At 71.1% G+C, this 17,907-nt stretch carries 20 protein-coding genes, 1 tRNA gene and 1 pseudogene; 12 read left to right on the plus strand and 10 right to left on the minus strand.

Going from position 1 to position 17,907, the window contains the following annotated elements; all coding sequences use genetic code 11:
- Positions 1 to 263 precede the first annotated feature (263 nt).
- On the plus strand, positions 264 to 1,292 hold the full coding sequence (locus OG505_RS33180) for a hypothetical protein (RefSeq protein ID WP_405429994.1): 1,029 nt from the start codon (positions 264 to 266) through the stop codon (positions 1,290 to 1,292).
- 13 nt (positions 1,293 to 1,305) lie between these two features.
- On the opposite strand, the gene OG505_RS33185 is transcribed toward OG505_RS33180, so the two are convergent.
- A complete protein-coding gene (locus tag OG505_RS33185; protein ID WP_405429995.1) occupies positions 1,306 to 2,199 on the minus strand; it encodes a septum formation family protein in 894 nt (297 codons plus the stop codon).
- Positions 2,200 to 2,272: 73 nt separating this feature from the next.
- On the opposite strand from OG505_RS33185, the pseudogene OG505_RS33190 reads away from it, so the two are divergent.
- Positions 2,273 to 2,395: pseudogene (locus OG505_RS33190) on the plus strand (DUF1330 domain-containing protein); the annotation flags it as partial.
- A 44-nt stretch (positions 2,396 to 2,439) separates the two neighbouring features.
- On the opposite strand, the gene OG505_RS33195 reads toward OG505_RS33190, so the two are convergent.
- Positions 2,440 to 2,829 (minus strand): hypothetical protein, encoded by a 390-nt coding sequence (locus OG505_RS33195; RefSeq protein ID WP_405434892.1) that lies wholly within the window; start codon positions 2,827 to 2,829, stop codon positions 2,440 to 2,442.
- A gap of 150 nt (positions 2,830 to 2,979) precedes the next feature.
- On the opposite strand from OG505_RS33195, the gene OG505_RS33200 reads away from it, so the two are divergent.
- Complete coding sequence (locus OG505_RS33200; protein ID WP_405429997.1) at positions 2,980 to 3,222, plus strand: hypothetical protein; 243 nt, start codon at positions 2,980 to 2,982, stop codon at positions 3,220 to 3,222.
- A gap of 43 nt (positions 3,223 to 3,265) precedes the next feature.
- Here the strand turns inward: OG505_RS33200 and OG505_RS33205 are convergent, their stop codons facing one another.
- The 4 genes from OG505_RS33205 to OG505_RS33220 form a co-directional block, all read right to left on the minus strand.
- The gene (locus tag OG505_RS33205) at positions 3,266 to 4,453 is read right to left on the minus strand and encodes a hypothetical protein (RefSeq protein WP_405429999.1); all 1,188 of its coding nucleotides are present in this window, start codon (positions 4,451 to 4,453) and stop codon (positions 3,266 to 3,268) included.
- Positions 4,450 to 4,932: a DUF4365 domain-containing protein gene (locus OG505_RS33210; protein WP_405430000.1), complete on the minus strand. Its 483-nt coding sequence runs from the start codon at positions 4,930 to 4,932 to the stop codon at positions 4,450 to 4,452. The genes OG505_RS33205 and OG505_RS33210 overlap by 4 nt, the downstream gene beginning before the upstream one ends.
- Before the next feature lie 230 nt (positions 4,933 to 5,162).
- Positions 5,163 to 5,879: a TIGR02391 family protein gene (locus OG505_RS33215; protein WP_405430001.1), complete on the minus strand. Its 717-nt coding sequence runs from the start codon at positions 5,877 to 5,879 to the stop codon at positions 5,163 to 5,165.
- A gap of 10 nt (positions 5,880 to 5,889) precedes the next feature.
- Positions 5,890 to 6,114, minus strand: a complete 225-nt coding sequence (locus OG505_RS33220) for a GntR family transcriptional regulator (protein WP_405430002.1) — start codon at positions 6,112 to 6,114, stop codon at positions 5,890 to 5,892.
- Between the two features lie 399 nt (positions 6,115 to 6,513).
- Between OG505_RS33220 and OG505_RS33225 the strand changes: the two genes are divergently transcribed.
- Both OG505_RS33225 and OG505_RS33230 read left to right on the plus strand, forming a co-directional pair.
- On the plus strand, positions 6,514 to 6,681 hold the full coding sequence (locus tag OG505_RS33225) for a hypothetical protein (protein ID WP_405430004.1): 168 nt from the start codon (positions 6,514 to 6,516) through the stop codon (positions 6,679 to 6,681).
- Positions 6,678 to 7,031: a hypothetical protein gene (locus OG505_RS33230; RefSeq protein ID WP_405430005.1), complete on the plus strand. Its 354-nt coding sequence runs from the start codon at positions 6,678 to 6,680 to the stop codon at positions 7,029 to 7,031. The genes OG505_RS33225 and OG505_RS33230 overlap by 4 nt, the downstream gene beginning before the upstream one ends.
- Positions 7,032 to 7,105: 74 nt before the next feature.
- Here the strand turns inward: OG505_RS33230 and OG505_RS33235 are convergent.
- Positions 7,106 to 7,178 (minus strand) — tRNA-Arg (locus tag OG505_RS33235).
- Positions 7,179 to 7,336: 158 nt separating this feature from the next.
- Here OG505_RS33235 and OG505_RS33240 point away from each other — a divergent pair.
- Entirely contained in the window at positions 7,337 to 8,032 is a 696-nt protein-coding gene (locus OG505_RS33240) for a hypothetical protein (RefSeq protein ID WP_405430007.1), read from the plus strand.
- A gap of 28 nt (positions 8,033 to 8,060) precedes the next feature.
- On the opposite strand, the gene OG505_RS33245 is transcribed toward OG505_RS33240, so the two are convergent.
- Both OG505_RS33245 and OG505_RS33250 read right to left on the minus strand, forming a co-directional pair.
- Positions 8,061 to 9,110, minus strand: coding sequence for an alpha/beta hydrolase (locus tag OG505_RS33245; protein WP_405430009.1), 1,050 nt, complete (start codon positions 9,108 to 9,110; stop codon positions 8,061 to 8,063).
- 165 nt (positions 9,111 to 9,275) lie between these two features.
- Positions 9,276 to 9,692, minus strand: coding sequence for an HPF/RaiA family ribosome-associated protein (locus OG505_RS33250; RefSeq protein ID WP_405430011.1), 417 nt, complete (start codon positions 9,690 to 9,692; stop codon positions 9,276 to 9,278).
- Between the two features lie 306 nt (positions 9,693 to 9,998).
- Here OG505_RS33250 and OG505_RS33255 point away from each other — a divergent pair, with 306 nt between their 5' ends.
- The 3 genes from OG505_RS33255 to OG505_RS33265 all read left to right on the plus strand — a co-directional run bounded on the left by OG505_RS33255 (position 9,999) and on the right by OG505_RS33265 (position 13,551).
- The gene (locus tag OG505_RS33255; RefSeq protein ID WP_405430012.1) at positions 9,999 to 10,775 is read left to right on the plus strand and encodes a single-stranded DNA-binding protein; all 777 of its coding nucleotides are present in this window, start codon (positions 9,999 to 10,001) and stop codon (positions 10,773 to 10,775) included.
- 164 nt (positions 10,776 to 10,939) lie between these two features.
- Entirely contained in the window at positions 10,940 to 12,013 is a 1,074-nt protein-coding gene (locus tag OG505_RS33260) for a cobalamin biosynthesis protein (RefSeq protein ID WP_405430014.1), read from the plus strand.
- Complete coding sequence (locus OG505_RS33265; protein ID WP_405430016.1) at positions 12,010 to 13,551, plus strand: cobyric acid synthase; 1,542 nt, start codon at positions 12,010 to 12,012, stop codon at positions 13,549 to 13,551. Before OG505_RS33260 ends, OG505_RS33265 begins: the two co-directional genes overlap by 4 nt.
- Positions 13,552 to 13,827: 276 nt before the next feature.
- On the opposite strand, the gene OG505_RS33270 is transcribed toward OG505_RS33265, so the two are convergent.
- Positions 13,828 to 14,229 carry a rhodanese-like domain-containing protein gene (locus OG505_RS33270; protein WP_354858820.1) on the minus strand — a complete coding sequence of 134 codons (402 nt, stop codon included), beginning with the start codon at positions 14,227 to 14,229 and terminating at the stop codon, positions 13,828 to 13,830.
- A gap of 431 nt (positions 14,230 to 14,660) precedes the next feature.
- On the opposite strand from OG505_RS33270, the gene OG505_RS33275 reads away from it, so the two are divergent.
- From OG505_RS33275 to OG505_RS33285, 3 genes are all read left to right on the plus strand, one after another.
- Positions 14,661 to 15,284, plus strand: a complete 624-nt coding sequence (locus OG505_RS33275; protein ID WP_405434869.1) for a uridine kinase — start codon at positions 14,661 to 14,663, stop codon at positions 15,282 to 15,284.
- A gap of 66 nt (positions 15,285 to 15,350) precedes the next feature.
- Entirely contained in the window at positions 15,351 to 16,496 is a 1,146-nt protein-coding gene (locus OG505_RS33280; protein ID WP_405430018.1) for a M48 family metallopeptidase, read from the plus strand.
- Positions 16,497 to 16,532: 36 nt separating this feature from the next.
- Positions 16,533 to 17,876, plus strand: a complete 1,344-nt coding sequence (locus OG505_RS33285) for a dipeptidase (RefSeq protein ID WP_405434870.1) — start codon at positions 16,533 to 16,535, stop codon at positions 17,874 to 17,876.
- Positions 17,877 to 17,907 lie beyond the last annotated feature (31 nt).

Genomic DNA, 17,907 nt, shown 5'->3' on the forward strand with positions numbered 1-17,907 from the left:
CGTCGGAGAATAGCATGGCGCACGGTGATGGTTCGCGCACTGTGCGCGGGGTGTCGCCTTGTCGTCACTCTGCGCTGCGCGGCTGAATCAGGTCCCACCGATTGCCGGACAGGTCGACGAAGACCGCCACCGAGCCGTACAGCGTCTCCCGAGCGCTCGCGGGGCGCACCACCACCCAGCGCGAGCCGTCCGCCGCGGCTGTTGGTTCGGTCGGCCGGAACCTCGCAGCGTCCCCGCCCGTCTCATCTGGCGGCGGAGAGGTGGTGAGCCGGATGCGCTCGGGCGGAACGACACTGGCGGCGGCGCTGCTCGGCATGGGGCTGTGCGGCCTGGTACTGAGCGGCTGCGCAGGCCCGGTCAACACGCCCAACGATCCCGGCCCGGCCGAGATCGTCGAGAAGTGGACCTCCTGCGCCGAGGTCGCGCCGCAGGCCGGCGTCATGCTGCCCGTACCGCCGGGGTCGGACGGGCCGGCGGCACCGACGCCGGCCGGGATCGAGTCGAAGATCGGGCGGGTCGACCCCGCGTTCGTTCCGGTCGCCGCCGTGCTCTGCGGTCGCGAGGTCCGGCCACGTGCCGGTGGCGGCCGGGAGCAGGTGGCTACCGAGCGTCGCGCCGACGAGATCGGAGCGCTGGTGGCCGCGTTGCGCCTGCCCGATCAGGGCCGGGGCCGAGGGGAGATCGCCTGCACCCTGGACCTGCTCATCCCGCCGTGGCTGGCGCTGCTCGACGACCGGGGCCGCTGGCTGCGGCCGTACCTGCCGACGGACTCCTGCGGCAAGCCGCGCCCCCAGGTGCGCGCCGCGTTGGACGGGCTGCGCCTGACCACTGTCGACATCCGTACGGTCGGGCAGGTCGAATCGTCGGCGGCCGAGACCGCCGGTTGCGAGCAGCGGTGGTCCGACATGGTGTGGGTGGAGACCCACCTCGGACGTCCCGGACGTGTCGTGCCCGGCGCGAGCCCGAAGGCCGGGCCGCTGCGCCTCTGCGTCTACGAGGTCCCGCCGTCCGAGCGGGGCGGCGGCAAGCCGGCCGGTGACTTCGGGTACGGCGGGCCGCTGCCACCCGAGCGGCAGGCGAAGGCGCTCCGGGCGCTGGCCACGACTCGACCGGCGGCCGACTGTGCCACCCCGGCGTCCCGGTTCGCGGTGCTCCGGTCCCTGGACGGCGGTGGGCCCGAGTGGTACGTCGAGCTCGACGCCTGCCGGCGCTTCCTGGTCGTGGCCGCACCCGGTGGGACGCAACTCGGGCAGGGTGACGCCGCGTTGGCAGGGCTGCTGGGGCCGAGCTGAGCGTGTGCCGGCCTCAGCCGATCGGCAGCGCCTTCGTACCACCGCCGGCGATCGAGCGCTTGACGTTGGTGCCGCCGGACCAGAAGTAGCAGCGCACACCCCGGTCGCCGCGCGCCCACAGCTCCTGTGAGGGGAAGCGGTACGCCGTGCCGGTGCGGTAGCGCAGGTTGGCGTCGACGGGCACCTTGGCGTAGCGGGCGACCAGCGTACGGCAGGCGGGGTGCACCGCGTCCTCGTCGCGGACGGCGTCGGCGTAGGAGCGGTCCGGGGCGGTCCAGATGCCGACGAACTCGTACTGGTGCCCGGCCGTGCAGGCGGCCGGCCGCAGCCGGCCCCACTCGTCCTCGTTCATGCAGCCGTACGTCAGCGGAGAGCGGCTGCCGACCGCGTTGCGCAGCGTCCCGGACCGGTGGATGGCCCGGTCGGAGTCGCCGTTGGCGCCGTCCACCTCGTCCAGCTCGAAGATGTCGCACCGGTAGGAGCGGCTGCCACCCGCCCACCCGTCCGGTGAGGTCGGCGCGACCTGGACGGAGAGCCGCGCGCTGCGCCAGTCCCCGCCGACGAACTCCTTGGCCCGGGTGTCGCAGTCGGCGAAGACGCCACGCATGGCCGCCGACTCCACGGTGGGTGGGGTGCCGCGCGCGGCCAGGGCGCCGGTGAAGGTGCCGACGTGGAACGTCTCGACCAGGTGGGTCTTCCCGCAGTCGACGGGGGAGTAGCTGCTCAGGTACGAGCTCGCCTCGGGGATGACGTGGCACTCGCCGGCCTTCGGGGTGAACTGCTGCGCCGCCGCCATCGGTCGCCAGTCGTCGGACAGGTCACCATCCGTGCCGGCCGGCGTGCCGCAGCCCGCCAGCGTCACCGTGAGGAACGCAGCCGTGAGCGCTGCCCCGCCGTACCGTCGCATGTGATTCTCCCCGTGGCCCCCGTGTGGACGCGCGCAGCATATGGCACCGGCGTAGACGTTCTCGCTGCGCCCGGTGATCGAGTTCGACAGCTTCGAACAGGCCGTCGCGGCACACGAGAGCGAGGCCTACCAGGAGGCGCTGGTCGCCCTCTCCGACGGCGTCGAGCGCGACTTCCGCATCATCGAAGGCGTCGACCGACCGGATCCCGGCTGGACCAGCGACCTACCCGTCCGTCGGCGTCAGGAGATCTGGTTCAGCGCCAGCCCACCGGCGAGGAGGAGTAGCGCTGTCGCCACCGGCCAGGGCCACCAGCGGCGGGTCAGGCCGAGCCTGATCAGCGACATCATGAGGCAAATGGCCGCCGACAGACTCACCGCAGCGGTCACGATCCAGAAGGTCCGCTGCTCTGGACGCCAGCAGGCTCCCAATCCGTCGACGGCGGGATCGCACGGGTTGGGACCTGGGCCGGTGAGCGCAGGAGCCCAGTAGAGCAGGTTGAATGCGTACACCGCCAGGAGTAGGCCGCTGACGATCGCGAGGAGGATCGTGACCCAGAGTCGTACCGCCCGGGTGCCGGCATGGATGATCGCGGGCTCGACGCGCTCGGATCGACCGTTTACCGTGGTCATCCCTCCATCATGGTCGATTGGCGGCCGCTGGTCGTCACCCGAGCGCCTTAGGCCGGGTGACCGGCCGTCCCGTCACTGACCTGAGCATCATGAGATCAAGATCGGCGGCACCGAGCTGTACCTCGTCCCGCGTCCGTGGACGGAGGAGCTGTGACACCCGCCGAACTGGAAGCCATCAGGGCCAGCGACCCCGAGCGATACGAGGCGCTGACCGGGCCGCAGCGTGACCAGCAGTTGGCGACAGCCGCCGCGCGGCGGGGTGACCCGCTCTACAGCAGCGAGCACGATCCCTGCCGCCCCACGCCCTACGAGCGGCAGGCCAGGGTCGAACGCGAAGCCGCAAGGGCGATCGGTGAACCCGAACCGCCGGTTTACGGGTCGAGCGGCGGCTGATATCCGCTGGCGGAGGAGTTGGATCTGAACCGCTAGCGTCTGCCTAGAACAAGGGCTGATCGAGGTCGTCGTCGCTGTCCTGCTCGACAGGGTCAGGCTCCACCGCCGAGGGGACCTCAACGAGGTCGATCTCTCGCGGGTCGTACAGCCAGTACAGCCGCCCCTCCTTCTCCTGCCGGCCAGACAGGCGCATCGCAAGCCCCTCCCGGAAAGCCTGGATTGCTTGGTCATACAACTCTTCAGGTAGCCGGACCCGAAGCTTCTTGGCCTGCGAGCCCTCGATGACGTTCAAGCGGATCACGCCCGCAGTGCCCGGTCTGGGCCGGTCGAGCAGGGTCACCGTCCCGAGTGCTGTGACGCCGACTGAAGGCTCGGTCCGGGCGAACCTGGTACTGGCGCTCTCAAGAGCAATGACGTCCGATGGCTCGAACTGGACGTACGTCGGACCGGGTGCATCTTCCCGCCAGTCCCGCCACTCCACGCCGACCTCGGCCCCGTCTGAGTTGGCGACAAGCCGAGCTAGCGCCTGCGTCAGCTCATATGAGACCCCGTACTGGACTGCTTCATCAAATGCGGCACTGGATGATGTTCTGTTGAATTGGTCCGTTGCTTCCCGGGTGGCTTCCAGACTCGACACCAAAGTACGCGTAACCTCGCGGCCTGTTAGTGCTTCGCCGAAGCCTGGCAAAGGTACGTCTACCCCGGCAATATCGCCTACGGGGGTTAGCGCCGTGACGACATAGCTGCCTATCTCCGTCTGCCCCATGCGGACACTGTTCATGTACGCCGTGGCGGACGTCCAATGTTTGTTCCCGAAATACTGGGTCTTCTCCCGTTGAGCCTTGGCAGCCGCTTCAAGCAGGCGAGTAGACGAGGCGATCAGCGATTGACCGGACGACCAAGGAATCGTTCCGTGTGGCGTAGGCATCTCTTTGCGGAATCGGACCAGGTCGCCTATGCCAACGTCAAGCCTGGTGAGCATCCGCTCATAATCTAGACCGGAGATGTCCCCGACGGTCGCAACTGCATCGGTCAGCAGATTCCGAAAGTCGGCATGCCCCACGTCCAATGGAACCACAACACTCTGACCGACAGTCGGTGGGGCTAGTCGCAGGTACAACCCTTCGCGCCCGCCGCGGATCGTCCAACCCTGGCGCTGTAGATAGGCCACAGTCTGACTCGGGCTGATCCACGAGCCGTCCAGCGCTACGGCGTCCATCGGGATGGTCATGCTCGACCACCGGCTCCGATGCGTCGCATGATGTCGCAGAGAGCGAACTCGTCAAAGACCTGAGACGTGGAAACCCTAACTACCGTCTCGTCCCTGCCGGTAATCGGGTGTCCTTCGAGGTTCCGCCAATAGCAACAATGGCGAAGCATCATGTGGTTGGAACCTACCTCGATCCACTGCCCGATGTCGCGAGGCACCAGCATGGCGATCAAGATCGTTGAAGTGATGACGGGCGAGTGCGCCAAACGAGCTAGCTGACTGTTTGGCAACGAGATCGGAATCGAATCCAGATCGCTTGCCGGCGCGACCTGGTATGTACTCTTCAGTTGGACCCGGAGATCCACCTCGAAGTCGTGAAGATGCTCGGTCGATTGATGGCTGATCTTCCAGTCAATCCCTCGATCCCTATTGGGTTTCGAGAGGGAGCAACGGGCCGCCGCAGCCACGGCGTGTAGGTATGCCTCCTGAAGGGTCTCCATGCACTGCTTCTGATCCAGGTCCCCACGCAGTGGAGTTGGGTCATCGACAGCGACAGACATGGCTCCCCCTACAGTCCGGAGCGATCATTGTGACGCTCCGTCGCATGTAGATCTACCCACCGAGAGGTCGAGACTAAAACCCGACAGCAGTGGTGTCCACACTGGCTGACCGCAAACCGGAGGTATCGGGGTCGTCTGCCTGGTGGCGATTGGCCCTGACCGTGGCCCGGCTACTCGCTCTTGAGGATGTCTCCGTGCTCGTACCGGAGCTGCGTCAGCAGCAGGCTTCCCAGACCGAGCACCCCGAGGGCATAGCGCTTGGCATCGTCCCGCGTCTGAATCCGGTGTCGGTCGACGTTGCTCAGCGCCTGGGCGAAGCCCACGCCGAGCGCCCGCCACCCTTCTCGCTCGCTGGCCTGCCGGCCGAGCCGGTAGTCGCTGGCGTCCCCGAACACCTCCGAGTAGAGCTGCTTGCCGACCAGGTTGTTGCCCTTGACGTCGGTGGGGCTCCCCGTCCAGCCGCGGATCCGGTTCTCCACGAAGATGGCCGTCTGGCTAGCAACCTTCTCCCACTCGCCATCTTCGACCTGGGTCTTCACGTGCGCCCACAAGTCAGGGTCGTACGCATGCTCGTCCACCGGCTCGTCGCCGCCCACGAGGCCGAGCTCCCAGATGGCCGCGTCAATCAGCTCACAACCCCTTCGGACGCCTCCTTGCCGAGCTTGGTCGAAGGAGGATCGGGGAGTGCTTGAGCTGTAGACGCTCAATCCATACCGGATCTTGTCGAAGCGCTCGATCAGATGGTTGTCGGCCCCTAGAGAGCGGACGAAGACCGCCCTGGTCTGAGCCTTCCATGACTCGAATCCGTCGCGACGGGCGAAGAAGGTGGCCTGGGCAGCTTCCTCTTTCAGCCTCTTGAGTTCCTCGATGGCGACAGCAGGGCGCATGGATGCGAGCCTACTTCTCCCCTGCGACATAGACCCCGCGCCCCGGCTGCCCCACGACCAGATCCCGGTCGTGCAGGAGTGAGACGGCACGGTACGCGGTGGCCACGCTGACTCCGAACTGGTCGGCAAGCTCGCTCGTGCTGGGCAGCTTTGTCCCCGGCGTGAGCTCACCGCTCTTAATCTTTGTGGTCAGTTCGTCGGCAATGCGTCGATATTCAGCAGGTGCAGAGGGCATGGCTTCGTTCCCTTGGTTCGGCCCTGCCATCTGACCATGAACCAACCATCGTCAGCAAGTGATGCAAGACAATCACGCGCCGTGGCTTTACCTACGTCAGATAGTGACGTAGTTTGCTCTGTGGCTGCCCTTGGTTCGGCAAACGAAGGTCAGCCCCGTCAGGGCGGCGCGGATCCCGTCGCCCTGACGGTCCACCGTGGCCTGACCGCCGGGAGTTCTGATGAACCGGATCCGCTATGACGACTACCTGATAGCTACCGCGCTGACGCTGGCCCGCCGGCACCGACCGGTCTGGAGTTGGAAGCGCTGGCGCAGGGTGTGCCGCTGCGGCGGGGAACTGCCCTGCCGAGCCCGCCACCGCGTCCCGATCAACCGTGGGCACTGGCCCGGTGGTGAGTCGTGATAGAGGTCCGGCAGGTGCCGTTCCTGGTCGAGGTGGCCTGGTTCGTGATCGCTGACCACCACGCGAAGCCCTGCCACCGATGCCACCCGGACGGCTGGTGCCCGCGCTTCGCCGCAGCGCGTGCCCGGCTGCTGGCTTGGCGGCTGGCCGGTGATCCCCGATGAGCCCGCAGCTACCGAAGGCCGGCGACCTGGTGCACGTGACCCGCGCGGCCAGCGTCCAGTTCGTCAAGCCGATCATGTGCCGGGTCATCCGAGTGCTCGATTGGATCACCTATGACGGGTGGTGCTGGCTCGACGTGTACGAGCTGGACGCCAAGGGCGATGCGGTGGCCCGGCGGTCGATCTTCGTGCAGCCGGCCGGGCTACAGATGCAGCGCCCCGCCCCCACGCCCCGCACGCCGACGCGGTCGGCTGCCATCCCGAACGTGCGCCAAGATCGCCGGCCCGCCGGGGTGCCGGCCACCCCGCAGCGCCGGGCGACGCAGGCTCGGCGTACGGCTGGCCACGGGTGACGCGGTGGGGCCAAGGTGGGTCCGGGACAGGTCGAAGATCAGAGGCTAGGGTTGTTTCTCCTGGCAGATATAGGTGCGCCCGGCAGGATTCGAACCTGCGGCCTTGGGATTAGAAGTCCCCTGCTCTATCCGCTGAGCTACGGGCGCGCGGCGTGGGTGTCGCGCCCAGAGGGTACCGCCGTCCGGCTGCTCGACGACGAAAAGGGTGCCCGCGTCCACGTTGCCGAGCAGGGTCTCACGGACCGCACCCGCCCGGCATCCGGGTTCCCGTCGAACGGCCACGCGTCGGCCCGTACCCTCGGCTGGTGTTGCTGGACCCCGACGCCGAGAGCGGCGTCGCCTACGAGCTGTGCCAGGTCGTTGGCCGCGCCATCCTGCCCTACCGGACGGCCGACGCCTACGGCACCGCCTTCTTCTTCCAGGGCGGCGACGACCCGGTGGGGGAGGCGCTGCTGACGGCGGCCGACCTGGTCGGTCCTGCGGGCGGTGAGCTGGACTTGCGGGTGAGCGTCACCGAGCCGGCCGGCGTCGCGCCGGGCGTCATCACGGAGGGCGAGATCGTGCCCGGTTGGGTGCGCTTTCCGAGCGACGGGGTCGCGGTGCTGCCGACCGCTGGCCTGCACCGGTACGCCGGCGACGGCGGCTGGCGGTGGCGCGTGCAGCCGGTGCCGGCGGGGATCGCCGCCGGGCCCGAGGCCGTCGCCCGCCTCGGCGCCGACGCCAGTTCCGCTTTCGTGCTGGCCCATGGGGTACGCGAGGACGCGTCGCGTCCTCTGGAGGTGGGGATCGAGCGCGTGGTCCGCGACGGGGACGACGTGCGGATCACCACGGAACTGCCATTGGGGTACGTCGGTGCGCCCGTCTTCGTCGTGCAGGCCGACGCCACCGGCGACGTCTCGCTGTACTGCCTGGGCCTGGTGCTGCCCGGCGTCGACGGTCACCCGGTGGCGACCTTCGACCGGATCCGGGCCGTCCTCCCGGCCACGCCCGGCGACGCCTGAACCCGGCTCGCTCTGCTGGGAACGCCTGTCAGTCGCCGACCGCCGTCGCCTCGGCGTGACCGGTCGACGGGCGTCGGCTCTGCGGCAGCGTGGGCGCATCGGCGGGATCGTCGGCGGCCGGGGCGGTCGGCCCGGCGGCCAGGAACGCCTCGGCCCACCGGCCGACCTCGTCGAAGACCTTGGCGCGTACGGCGGGGCCGGAGAGCGTGAGGTCGTGCAACCCGCCGTCGAAGCGGGCCAGGGTGACGTGCCGGCCGAGGCGGGGCGCGTACCGGACCATGTGCTCGACGTCCAGCACGGCGTCGGCGAGGGTGGCGTTGTCGTGCCATGTGGTGCCGCGGAAGGAGCGGGTCGAGCAGGCCAGCAGCACCGGGACCGGGATGTCCAGGCCGGCGCGCAGCCGGCGTTGGCCGGCGCGGATCGCGTTCAGCCAGCCGGCCCGCACCGGGAACCCGGCCAGCGGCTTCCACGCCAGGTCGTAGGTCCACTCGCCGCGGTGGTCGGCGTGCAGGCTCTCGCCGTACACCGTGCCCAGACCGAACGGCAGGATGCGGTGCGGCGCCCTGCGGCCCAGCCGGGAGACGGCGGCCGCGAGGGGTCGACGGACCGCCCACGGGGCGTTGATGTCGAAGAAGGGGCTGTTGAGGACCAGGCCGTCGACGGTGCCGGTGTCGCGGCGGGCGTCCGCCCAGAGCGAGATGATCAAGCCGCCGGTGGAGTGGCCCATCACCAGCAGGGTGTCGTGCCCGTCGTCGGTGCGAATGATCTCGGCGGCGGCGTCCAGCTCGGGGAAGTAGTCGCTGATGTCGCGGCAGAAGTTCGGCGTCTGGTGCGCGAGCAGGCTACGACCGTATTTGCGCAGGTCGAGGGCGTAAAAGTCCCAACCGCGCTCGGCGAAGAAGTCGGCCAGGTGGGTCTGGAAGAAGTAGTCGACGAACCCGTGCACGTAGAGCACCGCCCGCCCGGAAGGCCGCTCGGCCCGCCGCCGGACCAGCGTCGCGACCACGGGGCCTTCGTCGTCGGTGCCCAGGTCGATCGTCTGCCGCTCGTACGGCGGCCCCAACACGTCCGGTTCCACGACCGCGACGCTACGCCGCCCACCTACCCGACGGTAGCCCCCGCTCGCCCCCCGCTCGCCCCCCTGCTCGCTTCCCCGCGATCTTGCACTTTCTGCCCCGACAGAAGGGGCCAATAGCCGCGATTCGGCATCCGAAAGTGCAAGATCGCGGAGGTGGGGCGTGAGTTATGCCGTTTCCGCGTCGACGCGAGCCGGGTCTTCGGACTCGTTGGCCTCGCCCTGTGGCTGGGGGATGTCGCGCAGGTGCTTGTTGTGCCGGGGCTCCTGGCGGGTCTTGGCATCGTTGAGCCGCCGACGCAGGTCGTCGCGGACGTCGTTGAGGGCGGCGTGCAGGTCCTCCTCCGAGGAGGTGGTGACGATCTTTTGCCGGCCGGCGATCCAGCACTCCAGGGTGACCTTCTGGCCCCGCGCCTCCCGGTCCTTTACCGACACCTCCAGCTCGGTGGCGTCGGCGTGGAAACCGGCCAGCCGGGCGTCGAGGGTGGCGAACTGCTCGGCGATCCAGTTGCGGTCGCCCTGGGAGAACCCCGCACCCACCCGCAGGCACTCGCCCACGGTCGCCGGGTTCGCCACGGCGCTCATCGCCGCACCTCGGAAACGGTTGCAGAGCCGAAAGTAGTGATCATCATGGCGCTGACCTCTCGTCGACGTGGAGCTTGTCGGTGGTGCGTTGATCAAATCCATACCCAGTTCGGGCGGTCCCGGAACCGTCGGCACCCGGACAGATGGGTCGGCCGTACCACATCAGGGGTGTGATCAGGGCGTTGTCCACAGGTGGCCTCGTCATCCACAGGTCGGGGTGGTGGCGCTGGCGGCAGCCGACGAGAACGCACAAGGCTCGGTGCCGAGTCGACTCGCTGGCAGACCCCGGATCCCCCTGGAGGGACGATGTTCGACACGTACGTCACGATTGTCGGCAACATTCTGACGGCGCCCGAGTGGCGGCGTACGACCCAGAGCAACACCCTGGTGGCCAACTTCAAGGTCGCCTCCACCGCCCGCCGGCTCGACCGCGACAGCGGTCGGTGGGTCGACGGCAACTCACTGCGCGTCCGCGTCAACTGCTGGCGCAAGCTCGCCGAGGGCGTGGCCGCCTCGGTGATGGTCGGCGACCCGGTGGTGGTCTGCGGCCGGCTCTACACCCGCGACTGGACCGACGACGCGGGCAACCACCGCACCCTCTACGAGTTGGAGGCGGTCGCCGTCGGCCACGACCTGTCCCGGGGGCGGGCCCGCTTCCTGCGCAACCGGCCGACCATGACCACCAGCACCGTCGAGGACGCGGCCGCCGAGAGCCGCGTGCACGGCGAGCCCACCGAACCGGTGCCCGACGAGCAGGCGCCGGTGCTGCGCGACGACCGCCCGCTCGACGACGACTTCGAGTTGCCCGAGTACGGCTCGCCGCGCACCAGTCCGCTGGGCCACGGCGCGCTCGACGACGTCTCCCTCGCCGACGGTGACTCCTTCGACGACGGCTTCTCGGGCGGCGGCGACGGGCGCGCGGCCCTCGACGACGAACTGGCCCTCGCGGTGAGCGCGGACGGCTCCGACCCGGAGGACGACCCCGACGACGAGTTGGGGCCGGTGTCCGAGGAGGGCCGGCCGGAGGTTCCGCCGTCCGGTCGGGGCCGGCGGGGCCGGGGACGGGTTCCCCAGCCGGCGTGACGGTCCGCATCCGGCCGGGTGCGCGCTGGCGGCACGACGGGGGCGGGGTGGCGACGTGAAGGACGTCGTCACCCCGCGTGACGGGGGTGGGTTCGATGGAGCACGGCGGCCGCGGCTGGCGCACGGGGTGCTCGTCTAGGCTGGCCGGCCGGGGGGTGGTACGCGTGCGACGGACAGCGCCGGTGGCGAACGCGGTGGGCCTGGTGGCCGGTTACGCGCTGGACAGGCTGCTCGGCGACCCTCGCCGGTGGCATCCGGTCGCCGGGTTCGGCCAGGTGGCGGGCGCTCTGGAGAGTCGCCTGCACCGGCCGGACCGGACGGCCGGCGCGGTGTTCACGACGCTGGCCGTCGGCGGGCCCGTGGTGCTCGGGGCGGTCGCCGCGGCGGCCACCCGGCACCGGCCGGTGAGCCGCGCGATGCTCGTCGCCGCCGGCACCTGGACCGTGCTGGGCGGCCGTACTCTCCGACACGAGGCCGCCGTCATGGGCCGAACGCTTCGTGACGGTGACCTGCCCGCCGCCCGACAGCGCCTCGGCAACCTCTGCGGCCGGGACCCCTCGACGCTGGACGAGTCGGAGTTGGCCCGGGCCACCGTCGAGTCGGTCGCGGAGAACACCTCCGACGCGGTGGTCGCCCCGCTGCTCTGGGGCGCGGTCGCCGGCCTGCCCGGGCTGCTGGGCTACCGCGCCGCCAACACTCTCGACGCCATGGTCGGGCACCGATCTGAGCGTTACGCGCGGTTCGGCACCCCGGCCGCCCGGCTGGACGACCTGCTCAACCTGGTGCCGTCCCGGCTGACCGGGCTCCTCACCATCGCCGTCGCGCCGGTCGCGAACGGTGACCGGGAGCGAGCCTGGCGGGTGTGGCGACGGGACCGCCACGATCACCCGAGCCCCAACGCCGGCCAGTGCGAAGCGGCGATGGCCGGCGCGCTCGGCGTCCGCCTCGGTGGCCGCAACATGTACTTCGGGCGCTCCGAGGTCCGCCCGTTCCTGGGCGACGGCCCCCGTCCCGAGGCGCGACACCTCAAGCGGGCAGCCCGCCTCTCCGGCGCTGTCGGCCTGGCCGCACTCGGGCTGGCGGCCGCGTACCCGGTGACCGTCGGCCGTCTGGCCGGTGTCGTCGCTCGTCGGAGCCTGCGGGCCGTCGGGGCCAGGCCCGGGAGCGGCCTGCTGTCCGCCGGGCCCGGGAGCGGCCTGCTGTTCCGCGGTGCGGCGCGGCGGGTGAGCGGGCGGTGAGCGGCGGGCTGCTGGTGGCCGGCACCACCTCGGACGCTGGCAAGAGCGTCCTCACCGCCGGCATCTGCCGATGGCTGCACCGGCAGGGCGTGAAGGTGGCGCCGTTCAAGGCGCAGAACATGTCGAACAACTCGGCCGTCGTGGTCGGGCCGGACGGGCGCGGCGGCGAGATCGGGCGCGCTCAGGCCATGCAGGCCGCCGCCTGCGGGCTCGCCCCGGACCTGCGCTTCAACCCGGTGCTGCTCAAGCCCGGGAGTGACCTGGCCAGCCAGGTGGTTCTCCTCGGTACGGCGGTCGACACGATCACCGCCGGCACCTTCCGACAGTTGCGGCCCCGGCTCGCCGAGACCGCGTACGCGGCGCTGGCCGAGCTGCGGGGCGCGTACGACGTGGTGATCTGTGAGGGCGCCGGCAGCCCGGCGGAGATCAACCTGCGGGCCGGGGACTACGTGAACATGGGCCTCGCGCGGCACGCCAACCTGCCCGCCATCGTGGTGGGCGACATCGACCGGGGCGGCGTCTTCGCCTCGATGTTCGGCACGGTGGCCCTGCTCGACCCGGCGGACCAGGCGCTCATCGCCGGCTTCGTGATCAACAAGTTCCGTGGCGACCTCGGCCTGCTCCAGCCCGGGCTGGACATGCTGCGTCAGGTGACCGGCCGACCCACGTACGGGGTGCTGCCCTGGTCGCTCGACCTCTGGCTGGACGCGGAGGACTCGCTCGCCTACGGCCGGGTGCTCGGCCGCCCCGCCGCTCCGCACGGCACCGACTGGCTGGACGTGGCAGTCGTCCGGCTACCCCGGATCAGCAACGCCACCGACGTGGAAGCGCTCGCCACCGAACCGGGCGTCCGCGTACGCCTGACCGTCGAACCGGCCGAACTGGCCGCCGCCGACCTGATCGTCCTGCCCGGCTCGAAGTCGACAGTCGCGGACCTCACCTGGCTACGCGAGACCGGCCTCGCCGACGCGGTGACCAGACACGTGGCAGCCGGCAAGCCGCTGCTCGGCCTCTGTGGCGGCTTCCAGATGCTCGGTCGGGCCATCCACGATCCGGTCGAAAGCCGGCACGGCAGCGTGCCCGGCCTCGGCCTGCTGCCCATCGAGATCACCTTCGATCCGCGCAAGACCGTCCGGCAGTCGGTCGGCACCGGCCCCGGCGACGTGGCGGTCCGCGGCTACGAGATCCACCACGGGTACGTCTCGCAGACCGACCCGGCCCTGACTCCGTTGCTGACCGGGGCCGACGGCAGCGGTGAGGGCGCGGTGCTCGGCGCGGTGCACGGCACGCACTGGCACGGGGCGTTCGAGTCCGACGGGTTCCGCCGCTGGTTCCTCACCGAGGCCGCCCGGCTGGCGGGGCGTACCGGGTTCCGGGTAGCGCCGGGCACCAGCTTCGCCGCAGCCCGCGAGGGCTCGCTCGACCTGCTCGGCGACCTCGTCGAGGAACACCTGGACACCGACGCCCTCTGGCGTCTCATCGAGAGCGGCGCACCCGCCGGTCTTCCCTTCATCCCACCCGGCGCCCCGCCCAGCTGAGCCCCACCCAGGGACCGCGAAGACGCACGATCCGTGGGGTGCCACTGGATCCGTGCGGCCGTGCGCCGTGCGTGTGGTCGTGCGCTGCGGGCGCGGCCGTGCGCTGCCGCAAGATCGTGCTCGATCCATGAAGTAGTGGTATCGACGACGCCGGGATGCCACTGCATCCATGTTTTAGCGCGATCTCCAGCGGCGGGGGGAGACGGGCGTGCAGGCACGCGGTTCCAGCGCGGTCTCCAGCGGCGGGGCGGGGCCGACGCGGCGCGGCCCTGCGGTTCAGGGCCGGATGTCGGCGGGGCGGTCCGTGGTGGGCAGGCCGGCGGCCAGCCACGCGTCGACGCCGCCGATCATGTCGGTGGCCCGGCGCAGGCCGAGGGTCTGGAGGCTGGCGGCGGCCAGGCTGGAGCTGTAACCCTGGCGGCACACCACCACGATCTCCCGGTCGTACGCGGTGGCCTCCGGGATGCGCCAGGCGCTGGCCGGATCGAGCCGCCATTCCAGCACCGTGCGGTCGATGACGACCGCTCCGGGCAGGTCGCCCTGTTCGCGGCGCTGTGCGTCGGTACGGGTGTCGACCAGCAGAGCGCCACCGCGGACCGCCTCGACGGTCTGCTGTGGAGTCAATCGGTGCAGCCCGGCGCGGGCCTGTTCGAGCAGGGCGTCGATGCCGGGGCTCATCACGTCTCGGAGCACCACCCGATCATGCCGACTCGGGTACCAACCCACGCGCCGAATGGGCCGCCCGTCACCCGTCGCCGCCCCAATTCCCCCGGTCGTGAGAATGACCGGCCCAGGGCGTCAGCCGGACGTGTCACCCCACCGAAACCGGCGTGATCGACTCGGCTTCCGTGATGTCGGGGTGTGCTGGCCGACCCCGACATCAATGAGGCCGAGTTGATCCCGGCGGTGACCCCCGTCGCCGGTTCGTGAACGGGGCATACTTCGGTCGTGCACGGACTCGTCACCAGGGAGCCTGCCCGCAGGGACCACAGCGGCGCGGCCCTGACGGCACGGGCCGGGACGGGGATGAGGGCGTGGACGAGGGCGGGGCTCAGGGCGGGAACGAGGGCGCGGGGGTCGGCGGGCCGACCGAGCCATCCGCCCCGCCGGTGCCGCCGGTGGTGGTCGTCGAGGCGTACGCCGAGTTGGCGCGTCGGGTGCTCGCGGGCCCGGCGCGGTTGGGGCGGACCCGGCTGGTCGCGGTCGACGGGCCGAGCGGCGCGGGCAAGAGCCGGTTCGCCGCGCACCTCGCGGACGCCCTGGCGGCGCTGCCCGGCGGGCGTCCGCCGGTGGTGCACACCGACGACCTGCTCGACGGCTGGGACGATCAGCTCACCTTCTGGCCTCGTCTCGACGGCGAGGTGCTGACCCCACTGCGCCAGGAGGAGCCGGGGGCCTACCGGCGCTACAGCTGGGTGCGGCGGTGCTTCCTGCCCCGCCCGGTGCCGGTGCCGGTGAGGCCGGTGCTGATCGTGGAGGGGGTCAGCGCGGCACGTGCCGTCGTCCGGCCGGAGCTGACCCTCGCCGTCTTCGTCACCGCGCCCGCGCCGCTGCGGCTGGCCCGGGCGGTCGAACGGGACGGGCCGCGGATCCTGCCCGAGCTGCGCCGCTGGCATGCCGGGGAGCGGGCGCACTTCGCCGCCGACGACACCGCCACGCGTGCCGACCTGGTGGTCGACGGTGCGCCGACGCTGTCGCTGGACGCGTCCCGGTACTACGTGCGGATTCGCTGACCGGGCATGGACGCGGGCCACCCGCTGGGGCACGATGCGAGGAGTCACGGCGAACGGGGGGCCATCATGACGGCAGCGGACGCGCCAGCGCGGCGCCGGATCACTCTCACCGGCATCAGTTCGCGGGCCTGGGAGCATCCGGCCGACCGGGGCGCCCTGGTCGCGCTGCGCGAGCTGCGTGGTTTCGACGACGTGGTGCGGGCGTTCTTCGGCATGTGGAACGAGCGGGGTTTCCGGCTGTCCGTGCTGGCGTCCGGCATCCGCGTCGATCACCGGCAGTATCCGGCGGTGTGGCAGCGCTACACCGAGGCCGCGGCGGCGCTGGACGTCGTCGAGCTGCCCGAGCTGTACGTGACGCAGTCGCCCTGGCTGGGCGCCGAGGCGGTCGGTCTGGACCGGCCGTTCATCGTGCTGAACTCGGCGTGCGTGCAGCAGCTCGACGAGGACGAGCTGCGCTGCCTGCTCGGCCACGAGTTGGGGCACGTGGGCAGCGGGCACGCGGTCTACAAGACCATGCTCATGATCCTCACCCGGTGGGCGGCCAACCTGAGCTGGTTGCCGGTGGGCGCGTTCGCGCTGCGGGCGATCATCGCGGCGATGCTGGAGTGGTGGCGCAAGGCGGAGCTGTCCGCCGACCGGGCCGGCCTGCTCGCCGGGCAGGACCCGGCCGCCGCGCTGCGGCTGCTGATGAAGCTCGCGGGCGGCGGCGACCTGTCGCAGATCGACACGGCCGCATTCCTGGAGCAGGCCGCCGAGTACGCCGGCGGCGGCGACCTGCGCGACAGCCTGCACAAGATCCGGATGACGGCGTGGAGCACGCACCCGGCGCCCGTGGCGCGGGCTGCGCAGTTGCGGCAGTGGATCGACTCCGGGGCGTACGGGCGGGTGCTGGCCGGGGACTATCCGCGCCGCGACGACGACGCCTCGACCAGCGTCTCGGAGGAGATCAAGGCCGCCGCCGAGTCGTACCGGGAGGAGTTCAGCCGCTCCACCGACCCGCTGGTCGGGTTGCTGCGCCGCCTCGGCGACGGCGCCAGCGACGTCGGCGAGTGGGTGGGCGGCACGGCCGGCCGGGCCCGCTCCTGGATGGACGCCGCCACCGAGGCCGCCGGCCGCGCGCACCGCGCCGGCCGGGCCGCCCCGGGCACGCGGGCGGGTTCCGGCCCAGCGGGCGGCGGTGACGGTACGGGCTCGGCCGGCACGCCCGAGTAAGGCCGGCATACGATTCCGGTCATGACCTCACCGATCATGTCCGAGTCCGAGGTACGGGCCGCCGTCGAGCGGGAGATGCCCGGCGTCCGCGCTGACCTGGAACGCCTCGTGCGTATTCCCGGCATCGCCTTCGAGGGCTTCGACCACTCACACGTGGAGCGTTCCGCCGAGGCGGTCGCCGAACTGCTGCGCGGCTGCGGCCTGGACGTCGACATCGTGCGCTCCGGCGGGCAGCCCGCGGTGATCGGCCGTCGGGCCGCCCCACCCGGTGCGCCCACCGTGCTGCTCTACGCCCACCACGACGTGCAGCCGATCGGTGACCGGTCGCTGTGGGAGTCCGACCCGTTCGAGCCGGTCGAGCGCGACGGCCGCCTGTACGCCCGGGGCGCGGCCGACGACAAGGCCGGCATCATGGCGCACGTCGCGGCGCTGCGGGCGTACGGGGACGCGCTGCCGGTCGGTGTGGTGCTGTTCATCGAGGGCGAGGAGGAGTACGGCTCCGATTCGCTGGAGCGGCTGCTCGCCGAACACCGCGACGAGATCGCCTCGGACGTCATCGTGATCGCCGACTCCGGCAACTGGGACATCGGTGTACCGGCGCTGACCACCTCGCTGCGCGGCATCGTCAACTGCTTCGTCGAGGTCCGCACGCTGGACCACGCCGTGCACAGCGGCATGTTCGGCGGCGCCGTGCCGGACGCGCTGACCGCGCTGGTCCGGCTGCTGGCGACGCTGCACGACGACGCCGGTGACGTGGCGGTGGACGGGCTGGTCGGTCGGGTGGGCACCAGCGTCGACTACCCCGAGGACCGGATGCGCGCCGAGGCCGGACTGGCCGAGGGTGTGCAGTTCATCGGCACCGGCCGGCTCACCGACCGGCTCTGGACCAAGCCGGCGCTGGCGGTGCTCGGCATCGACGCGCCGTCCACCGGCGAGGCCCCGAACGCCCTGGTCCCGGCCGCGAAGGCGAAGCTCAGCATCCGTCTCGCTCCGGGCGACGACCCGAAGCGGGCGTACGCGGCGGTGCGCGCCCACCTGGAGAAGCACGCGCCGTGGGGCGCCCAGGTGACGGTCACGTTCGAGCACGACGGCGACCCGTGCGTGATCGACGCGTCCGGGCCGATGTTCGACGCCGCCCGCTCGGCGTTCCGAGCCGCCTGGGACGGCACCGACCCGGTCGACATCGGTGTCGGCGGCTCGATCCCGTTCATCGCCACGTTCCAGGAGATGTTCCCGGACGCGGCGATCCTGGTGACCGGTGTGGAGGATCCGCACGCCCGCGCGCACGGCCCGAACGAGAGTCTGCACCTCGGGGAGTTCGCCCGGGTCTGCCTCGCCGAGGCGCTGCTGCTGGGCAAGGTGGCCGCTGCCACCGCCTGAGAACGCCGAGTTTGCGTCTGATCTGCGCGTA

This window comes from Micromonospora sp. NBC_00617 (assembly GCF_045161355.1).
Taxonomy (GTDB): domain Bacteria; phylum Actinomycetota; class Actinomycetes; order Mycobacteriales; family Micromonosporaceae; genus Micromonospora.